At 73.4% G+C, this 13,403-nt stretch carries 9 protein-coding genes; 1 reads left to right on the forward strand and 8 read right to left on the reverse strand.

Translation table 11 applies throughout. The features are described from left to right. Positions 1-608: 608 nt before the first annotated feature. The 4 genes from KME79_RS25365 to KME79_RS25380 are packed head-to-tail and all read right to left on the reverse strand — an operon-like array spanning position 609 to position 6,631. On the reverse strand, positions 609-3,053 hold the full coding sequence (locus KME79_RS25365) for a hypothetical protein (RefSeq protein WP_219546620.1): 2,445 nt from the start codon (positions 3,051-3,053) through the stop codon (positions 609-611). Then, positions 3,050-4,747, reverse strand: coding sequence for an ABC transporter permease subunit (locus tag KME79_RS25370; protein ID WP_219546621.1), 1,698 nt, complete (start codon positions 4,745-4,747; stop codon positions 3,050-3,052). The genes KME79_RS25365 and KME79_RS25370 overlap by 4 nt, the downstream gene beginning before the upstream one ends. Next, on the reverse strand, positions 4,744-5,955 hold the full coding sequence (locus tag KME79_RS25375) for a hypothetical protein (RefSeq protein ID WP_219546622.1): 1,212 nt from the start codon (positions 5,953-5,955) through the stop codon (positions 4,744-4,746). Before KME79_RS25375 ends, KME79_RS25370 begins: the two co-directional genes overlap by 4 nt. Beyond that, a complete protein-coding gene (locus KME79_RS25380; RefSeq protein WP_219546623.1) occupies positions 5,942-6,631 on the reverse strand; it encodes an ATP-binding cassette domain-containing protein in 690 nt (229 codons plus the stop codon). The genes KME79_RS25375 and KME79_RS25380 overlap by 14 nt, the downstream gene beginning before the upstream one ends. Before the next feature lie 118 nt (positions 6,632-6,749). On the opposite strand from KME79_RS25380, the gene KME79_RS25385 reads away from it, so the two are divergent. Beyond that, entirely contained in the window at positions 6,750-9,077 is a 2,328-nt protein-coding gene (locus KME79_RS25385) for a rhamnogalacturonan lyase (RefSeq protein WP_219546624.1), read from the forward strand. A 49-nt stretch (positions 9,078-9,126) separates the two neighbouring features. Here KME79_RS25385 and KME79_RS25390 read toward each other — a convergent pair whose 3' ends face one another. The 4 genes from KME79_RS25390 to KME79_RS25405 all read right to left on the reverse strand — a co-directional run bounded on the left by KME79_RS25390 (position 9,127) and on the right by KME79_RS25405 (position 13,402). Next, on the reverse strand, positions 9,127-11,271 hold the full coding sequence (locus KME79_RS25390) for a hypothetical protein (protein WP_219546625.1): 2,145 nt from the start codon (positions 11,269-11,271) through the stop codon (positions 9,127-9,129). Between the two features lie 567 nt (positions 11,272-11,838). Next, positions 11,839-12,108 (reverse strand): thioesterase family protein, encoded by a 270-nt coding sequence (locus tag KME79_RS46505; protein ID WP_219546626.1) that lies wholly within the window; start codon positions 12,106-12,108, stop codon positions 11,839-11,841. Positions 12,109-12,116: 8 nt separating this feature from the next. Beyond that, positions 12,117-12,443, reverse strand: a complete 327-nt coding sequence (locus KME79_RS46510) for an acyl-CoA thioesterase domain-containing protein (protein WP_219546627.1) — start codon at positions 12,441-12,443, stop codon at positions 12,117-12,119. A 167-nt stretch (positions 12,444-12,610) separates the two neighbouring features. Continuing rightward, a complete protein-coding gene (locus KME79_RS25405; protein ID WP_219546628.1) occupies positions 12,611-13,402 on the reverse strand; it encodes a carboxypeptidase-like regulatory domain-containing protein in 792 nt (263 codons plus the stop codon). Position 13,403 lies beyond the last annotated feature (1 nt).

Raw genomic sequence — 13,403 nt, forward strand, 5'->3', positions numbered from 1 at the left:
CCCGCGCCCCCCAAGCGCCGACCACGCCCCCGGAGCACCTGCCGGTCCAGAGGACCAGACGCGCTCCCGAACGCGACCGCGCCTGCTGATCCCGAGGATCAGACGCGCTCCCGAGCGCGACCGCGCCTCCAGTCGCGCCTGCTGATCTGAGGGCTAAGGCGCGTTTCCGAGCATCACCGCGCCTGCGGAAGCGCTTGCCGGCCCCGAAGGTCCGGCGCGCCCGGCCCGGGCCGAGCGTTCGCAAGCGCTCGCGGACGCCGACCGCTCGATCTGCCTCGCCTGCGGGGGAGCCTGCCTGTCACGAGGACCAGGCGTGCTCCTGAGTGCCACCACGCCTCCAGGCGCCTGTTGATCCAGAGGATCAGGCGCGTCCGGCCTGGGCCGAGCCCTCACGGGTGCTCACGGACGCCGCCCGCTCGGTCTGCCTCCTCAGATCTCCTGTGCCAGTTGTGGCTGTCGTGGGGCCCGATCGAGGTTCCGGCGTGTGCGGGTGGTTGTGGTGGGGCTGGCTTGGTCTGTCCTCTCGGGTTTCCGGTGTGCGCGGGTGGTTGTGGCTGTGGTGGGGGTCGCTCGAACTGTCCCCGCAGATATCCGGCGACGGTAGAAGGTCACGATGGGGCTGGCGGATGGGGTTCGGGTGGCTGGAGGCGGTTGCGGATCTCGGTCACCTGCCGGGGTTCGGCGATCCCGTCCCAGGGCGCGAGCGCCGCCAGGCCCGCCGCGCGGTGCTGGGCCGCCTCGGCGCGGCAGAGGGCGGCCAGTTGCAGGTGGGCGAGTGCCGTGGTGAGGCCTTCCGGTGGCAGTCGCGGCTCGGCTTCCCGCAGGAGCGCGACCGCCTCCCGTTCCAGCGCGGCCGCCTGGGCCGGCAGGGCGGACGCCTCCTCCAGCACCGCCACGGCCTCACGTTCCAGCCGCGCCGCCCGGTCCGGGTGCGCCGCCGCCTCCCGTCTGAGCCGCGCCGCCTCCCCGGCCAGCGCCGCGGCCCGGTCCGGCAGGGCGGCCGCTTCCGCCGCACAGGCCGTCGCCCGCTGCACCCGGCAGCGGGCCCGGCCGATGTCGTCCGCCGTCCGCTCGTACAGCCGCTCGGACTCCTTCCAGTGCTTCATGGCGTCCCGAGCGTGGTCCAGCTGCCAGTGGGCGAGCCCCAGCAGCTCGTGGGCGTGCGCCCGCGTGCGCTCGTCGGCGCTCTGCTCGGCCTGGTGCAGCGCCTCGAACAGGACGGCCCGCGCGTCCGCGTACAGGCGCCGCGCCTCACCGCCGTCCAGCGGCTGGGCGCGGCGCAGGAGCAGCGCGGCCACGTTGACCAGCCTGATCGCGTGGCCGGCCGTGTCACCGTGGGCGAGCGCCTGCCCGTACCGGACCAGGGCGGACTCCACGGCGGTGAACTCGTCGCCGGAGGCGAGCAGGATCGTCGCGTGCGTCAGGTGCAGCTCGGGCGGCCACGCCTCCACCGCGCCCCACGCCGCCGCGGCCCGGTTGAAGTGCTGGCGGGCCTTCTCCGGATTGCCGAGCGTGATCAGCGCCTTCGCCTGGCGCAGCTCGGCCGCCGCCCGTACGCGCTCGTCGCCCAGTTCCCACGCCGCCCAGGCGAGCAGGGCGGCCGCCCGCAGCCGGTCCTCGTGCCGCTGCTCCAGCGCGAACCAGGCCTCCAGCGCCGCGCCGATGCGGCCGAGCGCGCGTGCGGTCTTGCGTACGGGCTGCTCGCGGGCCAGCACCTGCAGCAGCACCCGGTCCTCGGCGGCGAACCAGGCGCCCGCGCCCGGATCGTCGGGCAGCAGGGAGGCGTACGCCTCGGCCTGGGCGGCGAAGTGCTCGACCAGCCGCCGCCAGGCCGCGTCGTCGGCCGAGCCGCTGTCGTGGAACGCGCCGATCACCCGGACGCGCGTCATGCGCACGTTCTCCACCAGGCCGCGCCCGGACAGCTCGGCGATGGCGTCGTCCGCGGACGGCACGCCGAGCAGGGCGGCCGCCGCCCGGTGGTCGACCTCGGCCACCGGCAGGCCCGCCAGCAGCACGAACAGCCGCTTGGCGGCCGGGCCCACCCCCTGCATGCTGCGCTGGAGCACGAACCCCAGCCTCTCGTCCACCGGCAGCCGGCTCAGGTCGTCGACCAGGGCGGCGAGCGTCACGCCCGGGTTCCGCGCCAGCCACCGGCCGAGCTTGACGATCTCGGCGGGGCTGCGCACGCACGCCTCCACCAGTGACCGCAGCGCCAGAGGGTCGCCGGTCACCCGGTCGTCGCGGACCTGCGCGGCCAGCAGCGCCTCCCCGTCCTCCGCAGAGAGCGGGCCCACCTGGACCGGTTTGATGTGCTGGGGCAGCTCTCCGGCCAGCTCGCCCGCGATCACGATGTGCGCGTCCGGCACCCGGGGCGGCAGCCACGCGACCTGGCTCCAGGTGCTCACGTTGTCGAGCAGCAGCACCCGGTCCCTGCCGGAGAGCGCCTCCTTGATCAGCGGCGCGGCGTCGTGCGGCTCCTGGATCAGGCCGGGCTGGCTGCCGAGGGCGCGCAGCACCCGCTGGGCCACGCTCAGCTCGGTCTCCGGCCGGTCCCGGTCGGGGCCGCGTACGTCCACGTACCGCTGCCGGCTCTCCTCCGGGGCCAGCTCCCAGGCGGCGTGCACGGCCAGCGTGGACGTGCCCGTGCCGGTCCCGCCCTGCACCACCACGACGCCGCTGTCGTGCGACCGGTCCACCACCTCGCGCACCTTGTCCCCCCGCCCGAGCAGCGGCTCCACCCGGTCCGGGAAGGACATCTGCCCGCCGACGGGCAGCGACGGCGGCGTCTCGCGGGCGCGCAGGCGCCGGGTGAGGTGCGTGCCGAGCCCCGCCACGACGGGCGCGACGATCGCGAGCGGGATGAGCAGCGGCGCGGGGAGCACCGCCACCACGGCGTCGATCGCCTTCCCGCGTAACTCGTCCTGCAGGAGCAGCACCAGCTCACCGGCCGTCACCAGCCCGGACAGGCCGAGCTCGGGCAGGTGCGCCCGCGCCTGCCGGGAGGTGCGGTCCAGCCAGAAGCGCAGCCGCTCCTTGCGCGACATCCCGGTCATGCGCGCACCCCGCCCGTCAGCCCGCGGTACAACAGGCGCCTGGTGACGATCACCAGGGCCACCGGCACGGCGGTCGCGATCACCGACTGGGCCGCCAGCGTCCCGGCCGTGCTCATGAAGTGGCGATTCTGCTCCAGCAGGATCAGCGGCAGATGGTCGCCCGCCGGCCAGTTGAGCAGCAGCCCGACCAGCGTGTCGTTCCACACCAGCACGAACGCCAGCACCCCGGCCAGCACCACCGACGGAGACCCCTCGCGCATCGCGTGCACGAGCGCCCACCGGTGCCGGGCCATCACCGGCGCCCGCACCCGCGCGAACCCCCGGTGCAGCACCAGCACGGCCAGCGGGATGACCAGCGCCGCGTGCACGGTGACCAGCGCCAGGGTGGAGCCGACCAGCCGGCTGAGGGACTCCTGCAGCGGCACCGCGAACGCCTGCGGCGGCAGCGCCGCCAGCGCCACCGCCACCAGGAGCACCGGGCGCCAGGCCCTGCGGGGCACCAGGTGCTCCTGCGCGAGCACGTACGCGGCCGGGACCGCGGCCAGCAGCACCAGCGCGACCACCACCACGGTGCGCACCAGCGTCGTCAGCAGCGCGCCGGTGAACCCGCTGTCGGCGAGCGCGTCCCCGTACGAGCGGAGGTCGGCCTGGATGTGCCACCATCCCGACACGGCCGCCGCCTCCGGAGCGCGCAGCGAGGTGAGCACGAGCACGACGAACGGCAGCAGCCAGAGCGCCGCCAGCGGTCCCATCAGCAGCCGCCGGCGCGAGCGCCGCCCGTGCGGGGCGGCCCGCTGTTCCGGCCAGGTCACCTGCCGGCGCAGCCCGGCCAGCGCGGGCAGCGCGAGCAGCCCGACCAGCACCGACAGCAGCACGGCGAGCGCGGCGGCGGGCCCGGTGCCCAGGTCGCTGTGGTGCCGCCACCAGAACTGACCGCCGGGCTCCACCCACGGCTGCATCGAGCCCGGCGCCCCCATCAGCACCAGGTCGAACACCCGGGCCGCGGCCACCACCGCCAGCAGGTACGCCAGCGACGCCGCCCCGGCCAGCGACGGCAGCACGATCGACCAGATCTGGCGGCGCCGCTCCAGCCCGAACGCCTGCGCCATCCGCAGCAGGCTCGCCGGCATCCTGGCCAGCGCCTCGTGGAAGACCAGGAACGCCACTCCCGACCACTGCCACAAGAACGCCAGCCCCAGCACCAGCCAGATCCAGCCGAGCCCGAGGAAGGCCACGTCGGCGCCGAACGCCGCCAGCACCGCGTTGACCGCGCCCCGCTGCGGGTTGGTGTCGAACAGCAGGCGGAAGATCGCGCCGGTGGTCAGCGGCGAGACCACCGCCGGCAGCACCAGGACGACGCGGAGCACGCCGCCGAGCCGTGGGCCGACGTCGCGTGCCAGCCAGGCGAGCCCGAACCCGGCGGCGCACACGAGCACGGCCAGCCCCAGCCACACCAGCGAGTTGCCGAGCGCCCGCAGCACGTCGGGGTCGGTGAGCACCCGGTAGTGGCCGAGCCCGTCCGACAGGCTGATCAGCACCGTGGCGGCCAGCGGCGCGAGCAGCACCCCCGCCGCGAGCAGGACCGCCAGGAGCAGGTAGCGGGCCGCCCGCCAGCGGCCGATCCCGTGCTGGGCCGCCGGGCCCCGGGTGTCGTGGTGCGGCGCCACCTCGTACAGGAACGCGTCCTCGCTCACGCCGCCCCCTTGCGGGCCGTCGCCACCAGCCGGGCGGCCGCCGCGGCGGCGGCCGCCGCCGGACGCTCCCGCGTCACGGTCGCCGCGGTGAACAGGTCGGTGAGTATCAGCCACAGCCCCCGCCCGTCGCCCCCGGCGAGCGGGCCGGTCAGCCGGTCGGACAGGTCGTACCGCGCGTTCCGCGCCTGGACGAGCTCGCCCGCGGGTCCCCGGAGCCCCGGCGGGGACACCTCCGGCGGGATGTGCGGAGCGAGGAACCCGCCCTCGCCGGCCCACGCCTCCAGCGCAGCGGGCCGTTCGGGGCCTGTCAGCCAGGTGACGAACGCGGCCGCGTCCGGGTCGCCCGCGTTCAGCGCGAGCGCCACGTCCCCGCCCACCACCAGCGGCGGCCCGGCGGCGGCCGAGGCGGCGGGGAAGCGGAAGTGCGCGGCCGTCACGCCCGCCGCGCCGTAGCGGGCGATGACCGGCCAGGCGAAGTCGGGCGCGGCCACCAGATCGGCGGTGCGGTAGGTGAACACGTCCAGGATCGAGTCGTGGAACTGCAGGGTCAGCGCCCGGCGGCCCTGCTCCGCGGTCATGCCCGCCTGCCAGACGGCCGCCAGCAGCTCCAGCGCCTCCGTCACCTCGGCGGACCCCCACAGCTCCGCCTGGGAGCCGAGTTCGGGGTACGTGCCGGGGCTGCGGGCCAGCAGCACGTTCTCGAACCAGTCGCTGAGCATCCACCCGTCGGCCGCGCCGATCGACAGCGTGCCCCGGGGCCGCGTCCACGCGTCGAGCGTCTCGGGAAGCGGGAGACCATGGTCGTCGCGGTGCCACACCAGCGACTTGTGCGCGATCTTGAACCAGGCGCCGAGCACCCGGCCCGGCACCGGCGACACCAGCCGCCGCCAGAACTCCGGCTGGGGCGGCGGGTCCTCCAAGGGCCTGATCCCGGCCCGGATCCCGGGCTCGTACAGCATGCCGAGCCGGGGGATGACGGCCACGTCCGGCGCGACCTCCGTCGACGGCCCGCGCAGCAGTGCGGCGATGTTGTCGCCCGCGGAGTAGACGGTGACCGTCCGGTGCGGGTAGTCGCGCGCCACGGTGAGGAACCGGCGTAACTCGTCGCCGCTCCACACCACCGCGACCCGCAGCGGCCTGGTCCCGGCGCACCCGGCGGCCAGCCCGGCGGCGGGGATCGCCGCGAGGAACCGTCTACGGCTGAGCACCCGCCACCTCCTCGTCGGTCACGTCCCAGTCGGTGACATCCCAGAACAGCGTGGGAGGCGCGAGGCTCGCCACGCGGGTGCGGTCGTCGGTGATCACCAGCACCGCCAGCCCCGGGTCGGCGCCCAGCGCGGCGCTCACCGCCGCGTGGCACGGCCCGAACCCGGTACGGTCCTCGATCACCACCACCTTGACCGGGCGGTGCCGGCACAGCACCCGGGTCAGTGCGACGGTGAGCCGCTCGTCGTGCGCCAGCTCGTGCGGCCGGGCGTGCAGGAACCCCTCGATCTGCGTCCGCCTGGCCATGTACGCGACCCGGCCCTGGACCCGGGCGCTGGCCCGCTCGTCGAAGGAGGTGAGCACGAGGTTCTTCTCGACGGTCAGGTGGGGGAGCAGCCCCGCGCCGGCGGGCACCAGCCCGATCTCGCGCTCCCACGTCGCCTGCGTGACCTGCTCGCCGCCGATGGTGATCACGCCGTCGTGGCCCCAGGACAGGCCGAGCAGGAAGTCGGCGACCAGGTCGGCCTCCTCGGCGTCGTGCGCGACGAGCACCGCCGTCTGCCCGGACCGCACGGCCAGCGGGTCGGGCGTCAGGCCGCGCGGCCGGCCGTCGGCCTCCCAGTGAAGGCCTTTCACCCGTACGAGCGGCTCCCGGGCACTGCTCTCTGTCCCGTCCACCAATTGACATTTACCCGAACGAAATCCAATGGAGAAGCCGAACAGCGATTCCTGCGGAAATGTCGCCGTGAGGAATCCCGCTCTTGACAAACGGTTGTTATATCGATTCAATCCGGGCATGTCTCCCCCCAGCAGCGCCCGCCGGTTCCTGGCGGCCGCCTCCGCCGCCCTGCTCTCGCTGACCCTCGCCGCCCAGCCCGCCGAGGCGGGCCGCGACGGTCATGGCCGCCACGGCGGCGTCCAGCTCGAACGCCTCGACCGCGGCCTGGTCGCGGTCCCGACAGGTCAGGGCGTGTTCCTGAGCTGGCGGTTGCTCGGTGACGAGGTCACCGGGCACGGCCGGTGGGGCATGACCGGCACCGACTTCCGCGTCTACCGCGACGGCCGGCCGATCGCCACCGTCACCGACAGCACCAACTATCTCGACAGCGCGGGCACCGCCACGTCCTCCTACCGGATCGCCCCGATCGTCAAGGGGCGGGAGGGGCCACGCGGCCCTGCCGTGACGCCGTGGGTTGAATCGTTTCACGATCTTCCCTTGAAGAAGCCCGCCGACGGCGTCACCCCGGCCGGCGAGGCGTACACCTACTCCGCCAACGACCTGAGCGTCGGCGACGTCGACGGGGACGGCCAGTACGAGTACGTCGTCAAGTGGGACCCGTCCAACTCCAAGGACGTCTCGCAGCGCGGCTACACCGGCAACGCCTACATCGACGCCTACGAGCTCGACGGCACCCTGCTCTGGCGGCTCGACCTGGGCGTCAACATCCGCGCGGGGGCCCACTACACCCAGTTCCTGGTCTACGACTTCGACGGCGACGGCCGCTCGGAGGCCATGCTCAAGACCGCGCCCGGCACGAAGGTCACCCGCTACGGCCGCGACGGCCGCGTGCTGTCCGAGCGCCACATCACGATGCCCAAGAAGGACGTGAAGGCCGGATACTCGCACGCCGACGACTACCGCAAGAGCGCCGCCGGCTACTTCGACCACCTCGTCGAGATGTTCCAGGGCTGGCACGAGCACCCCGAGGTGGTGGCCGGACGCTGGCCCGCCACGCTGGAGCAGGCGTTCGGCATCGAGCCCCGGCACGCCTACCCGCTCTCCCGCGAGTCGGCCGCCGACCTGGCGACCTACTTCGTGGACGTGTACGCGCCCGCCCGCAGTGGCAACAACCGGTTGCGGGAATTCGAGGGCTTCATTCTCACCGGCCCCGAATACCTCTCCGTCTTCGACGGCGCCACCGGCAGGGAACTGCAGACCATTCCCTACAAGCCCGGCCGCGGCGACGACGGCCTCCTGTGGGGCGACTACGCCATGGCCAGGGTCGAGCCGGGCAACCGCGTCGACCGCTTCCTGTCCGCCGTCGCCTACCTCGACGGCGAGCGCCCGTCGGCGGTCTTCGCCCGCGGCTACTACACCCGCTCCACGCTGGTCGCCTACGACTGGGACGGCAGGCGGCTCAAGGAGGCCTGGTACGTCGACAGCGGCCACGTGCCGATGGACAACCCGTTCAACGCCTCCCCGCACGGCGTCGACGGCACCGACCCCGAGTACGCCACCCTCACCACCCAGGGCTTCCACTCGCTGAGCGCCGCCGACGTGGACGGCGACGGCAAGCAGGAGATCGTGTACGGGGCCGCGACCATCGACCACGACGGCGGCCTGCTGTACTCCTCGTTCGCCGAGGGCCCGCCCGGCAGCGCCGTCCCCGGTCAGAACGTGCGGCTCGGCCACGGCGACGCCATGCACGTCGCCGACCTCGACCCGGACCGCGAGGGCCTGGAGATCTGGACGGTGCACGAGGGCGGCCGGTGGGCCCCGTACGGCTGGGCCATGCGCGCCGCCGCCACCGGCGAGGTGCTGTTCGGCGGCTACAGCGGCGTCGACACCGGCCGCGGGATGGCCGGCGACATCGACCCCGCCGTCCGCGGCCTGGAGGCCTGGTCGTCGATGCCGCCCGACCAGGCCATCGACGCCGGCCTCTGGTCGGCCCGCGGCGACCACCTGGGCAGGAACGTGCCCGGCACCAACATGAGCATCCGCTGGGCGGCCGACATGACCACCCAGGTCGTCAACGGCACCGCCACCACCGTGCTGCAGACGCCGACCATCGACGACTGGAAGCGCGGCACCCTGCTCACCGCCGAGGGCACGCTCACCAACAACTGGACCAAGGGCAACCCCGGCCTGGTCGCCGACGTGCTCGGCGACTGGCGCGAGGAACTGCTGGTGCGCACCGCCGACAGCACCGCCGTACGGATCTACCTGAGCACGGAGGTCACCGACCGCAAGCTGTACACGCTGATGCACGACCCGCAGTACCGCGTCGAGGTCGCGCGCCAGCAGACCACCTACAACCAGCCCGCCTACCCGAGCTTCTACCTCGCCTCGGACATGGACTGGTCGAAGGTGCCGATCCCGCGCATCCGCACCCCGCGCAAGTAGGGGAAGCGACCCCTCCGCCGGCCTGGCGACGGCCGTCTGGGGGGTGACATCAGCGGCCGGCCTCCTGCTCCGCCTCGCCCGCCCGGCTCTGGTACGCGATACCGGGCCGTGCCGGGACCAGGCGCAGGGTGCCGGCACGCCGGGCCGACCGGGTCCACACGGTTCCGGCGGGCAGGAGGTCTTCGAGGGCGGCGCGGTCGCGCAGCGGCGCGAACCGGACCACGGCGGTGGGCGCCGAACCGAGGTCCAGCAGGGGCAGGTCCTCGGCCGCGCAGAGCTGCCACATGGTCGCGTGCGCGTCGGCCCCGGCGGCCGCTATCAGCTCGGGCAGTTCCTCCTCGGGTAGGGCGGCCGCCTCCCCGTCCCGTTCGCGGGCGAACGGCGGTGGAGCGTACACCCCGTGCTCGGACGCGTGCGCGTGCCAGACGGCGAGCAACTCGGTGGTCACGACGCGGGCGCACTCGGCGTGCTCGGCGGTCGAACCCGCCGCCAGGGCTCGCACCCGCGGCGCCATCGCCCGCTCCACCAGGTCGGCGAGACAGCGCTCGATCCGGGGGTCCGGCCGGGGCATGACCTGCGCCGAGGAGACGTGGTTCCGGATCACCGCGGAGACCTGTTCGAGCGCCGCGCCCATCCGGGCCGCCGCGTCGGCGGTGGCGGCCCGCGCCCCCGCCCGCGCCCAGTCCCCGGCGGCGGCGGTGGCGACGGCGAGCAGGTCGCCGACCGCCCGCTCCGCCGAATCCAGCCCGCGATCCCGGGCCCAGGCGCCGGCTCTGGACCGCCATGAGGCGCGCGCGGCCCCGAGCGCCAGGGTCAGCGCCGCGACGAGCAGCGGCGCCCAGATCGCCGGCGGCAGGGGCGCGGGAATCGCCCTGATGGTGATCACGGTCCCGCATACCACCCCGGCCGCCCCCGCCGTCGCGTTCGCGACGAGCGCGTCGGCCCGGGCGCCGAGCCGTCCGCCAGGACCACGCGTCACGGTGAGCGCCACCAGCAGGGTCCAGAGCGCCGCCATCAGCACCCCGCCGGCCGGGCCGAAGGGGGTGAACGTCGCGAGCGCGGCCGTCACCAGCCCGATGACCGGCAGCCACCTCTGCGGCTCCGGCATCGGCAGAGGACGGAGCAGCCGGGTCAGGAGCTCGTCGGGGCAGGCCCGGCGCAGGTCGGGGAGACGGGCTCCGCTGCCCGCCGGCGTCAGCGTCTCCTGCCACCCGTCCAGGCCGCCGATGAGCACGGGCAGGGACGCTCCCGCCCGCAGCCCGCGGGTCAGGTAGCGGCTGATGGCGTCACGCGCCACCGCGGGCTCGAACTCCTCGAAGCCGGGGAGGACGACGCCGGCCCGCTCGATCGACTCCTGCTGACGGCTGGTGAGGCCCGTGGTGGTGTGCGCGGCGGAGAGAAGGTCTTCGAGCCGCGCCCGCAGCGCTTTCAGGTGGCGGCCGGCGTCGGCCGCGACCGCCTCGGCGCCGGGGGCGCCGGTGAACAAGGAGGCGCCGTCGATCAGCTCGCCGGCCACCGCGGTGGCCTCGGCGACGGCGGTCCTGGCCTCGTCGGCGGCGACCGCCAGCGGCCCGCCGGAACGGAGCCGGATCGGCCGGCTCTGCCCGTGCTCCTCGCCGCCGGGGAGCTCCGGCGCCCGGCCTCTGCCCGGCGCCAGGATGCGGGCGGCGGCCGAGGCCATGGCCGGCTGGAGATCGCCCGCGTCGCCGCTCGGTCCCGCCAGCCGCAGGCCGGGGTTGGCGATCAGGTCCGGCGTCCGCCGGACGCGGCTGAGGGTCCCGTGGAAGACCTCCGGCTGGGACAGGACGTCGAGCAGCCGGAACAGCTCGGTCTCCGGCCCGTGACTCCGCTTCCTGCGCGTGGCGGGAGCCGCGGCGGCGAGCTCCCAGTCGATCCCGCACGGGTCCGGCACCCAGATGATCCCCGCACCCTGAGCGAGGCTGCCCGGCGCCTCCAGTCTCGGGGGGTTGCCGTCGATCGGCCCGACCGCGACGCACAGCAGTTCGTCCGTGTACCCCGAGGACGTCAGCGTCTCGTACGCGCGCTGATGCGCCTTCAGCGCCCGGGCCTCGTCGACCAGCAGGAGCAGCCGGAGATCGGGCTGCTCCTCGTCCGACAGCAGCGCCCCGGCCCTGGCGACCGCCTCGTCGCCGGTGGTGGAGCGCAGGTCGAGCTGGATCACACAGCGGTTCACGAGCCTCCTCCCGGGCGGCGGCACGCCCCGTAGAGAAGATGGGCGATCGTCGGCGCCAGGGCCACGCGTCCGCGGGATGCGCGACAGGTCCTGTGTCGCACGCCTGCATTCATAGAGGAATTCCTCAGGTGAATCCCCGGCACGTGGAATGTCGGGGGATGGTCATCCGGCCGCGAGTAAGAGACGCCCTCGCCTCTGTACGGGTTCTCGCACTGGCCAGTTTCGGACACTTCCAGGCGGAAAGTTGTCGTTTTGTGACCATCCGATTTATCGTGATTGTGGCAAATGCTTGATATATCCGAATTGTGTCAAGGCTGGACGTGAAGGGCGCGCGCGAGATACGGCGCCCCACATCGCTGGATCTCCATCCAGGATGGGAAATAGCGGATATCGGCCAGATATGTGCCACGCCGTAGCGGTGACCGTCCCCGAATATGAGCGACGCCGACTCAGGTGACGCCATCCCCATGTATTGCCGCCGGCGGATCCGAGAGCGAGGGGGCTGGCGAAACTCGCCGACGGCGGGGCTGCCCCTGGAGAAGCACGCAGCAGCATGCGTGACACCGATTACGGGAGCATGGCGAGTTGCCGGCCCTGGGCGACGAGAATGCCTTTGGTGTCCCAGATCTCGAAGTCTTCTTCGTGGTATCCGTTGATCAGGTGACGCGTGGTGGCGCGACAGGCGAGCCAGCCAGGAGCGGGCCGGGCCCGTAGATGCGCGGTCAACTCGAGCGTGGCGGAAGCGAACTCGCCGACGGCCAGCACGGCCGGAGGTGCGGCATCCAGCAGCAACGGCAACGCGTCTGGATCGGCGTGGCGGCCGTCCCGGAAGCGCATCCAGAACTCTATTCCGGCATGCTCGGCGGGCTTCCCCGCCACCAGTCGGGCACCTCGGCGAACCGGAACTCCACACGTTCGGTGTTGCTGACACCGTCCAGCGACTTGCCGCCGAGCGGATCGACGCAGTCATCCGGGTCCGGGAGCACCGGCGGCTCGCCGGTGACGAGCGTACGCCCGTCGGCCTGGTCGAGGGTGCCGAAGGTGGCCGTCGCCCGCAGTCGTTCCTTACCCTCCTGCGACAGCACGACCTGGCCCGTGGCGGCACGCCGCCCGGTCCGGATGATCTCGGTGCGGGAATCGACATCGAACGCGGACAGGGATGGTGCTGTCATCGTCTCCTCCGGGGTCATGCGGTGCGCCGGGTCATCGCGAGCGGTAGTGATCGCTCCCTCGGCCATCTTCATGCGCACTCCCCGCACGGTCGATGACCTGGCAGGTAAAGCGCCCTCAGGTGAAATGACCACCGACCCCGGCATGGGCGGAGTCCGGAAGTGACAGGTCAGAGCTTCAGTTCGAGCTGGATCCAGTAGACGCTGGAGATGTACTGGGAGAAGTCCGCGACGATCTCGGCCGCGTACGCCTCCTGACCGCGGAGCCGCACCTGCAGCGGCCGTCCCTCGTAGGACGCCGAGACGCGGTAACGGGCGATGGGGACGTCCACCAGACCGGACCCGTCAGGGGTGCGGACCGCCCTGCGGGTGATGACCTGACCCTGCGAGCCGTCCAGCAGCGTGCTCTCGGGCGTGAGCGTGAGCTCGACCCTCTCGTCCTCCAGGAACGCTTCCGGATTCCGCGGGTCGGTCATGTCCAGGTGGAACAGCACCGACCCGCCGTAGTGGCCCAGGCCGTCGGCCTTCTCGCCGGTGAGCTTCCAGGTGAAGTCCCTGATCGCGCCGGTCGGGCCGGCGAACGAGGAGTCGTCGTCCGGCGACAGGTCGACCTGGTACGAGGCGCCGTTGTGCTCGACCGTCATCGAGGCCGTCACGTGGAACGTGGCCGCGATGTCGGTCTCGACCCGGTAGCGGCCGTCGGCGTCGGTCGACACGATGAGGTTGCTGTTGTAGAGCAACTGGTTGTCGGCCACGATCTTGGCGCCCTGGACCGGCCTGCCGTCGGCGCCCACGACCCTGCCCTTGAGCACACCCGGCTCGACGCCCATGCGATCCCCCTCTTCCCGCGCGGTCTCGACCGGCTCTCCCGCCCGCGTGTCCGCGGTCGTCGGGGCCATGGGTGTGATCACGCAGCCGCTCAGGCACACCAGCAGAGCGCCCGCCGGCACCAATCTCCTCATG

The organism is Nonomuraea harbinensis, from assembly GCF_019396385.1.
GTDB lineage: Bacteria > Actinomycetota > Actinomycetes > Streptosporangiales > Streptosporangiaceae > Nonomuraea > Nonomuraea ferruginea.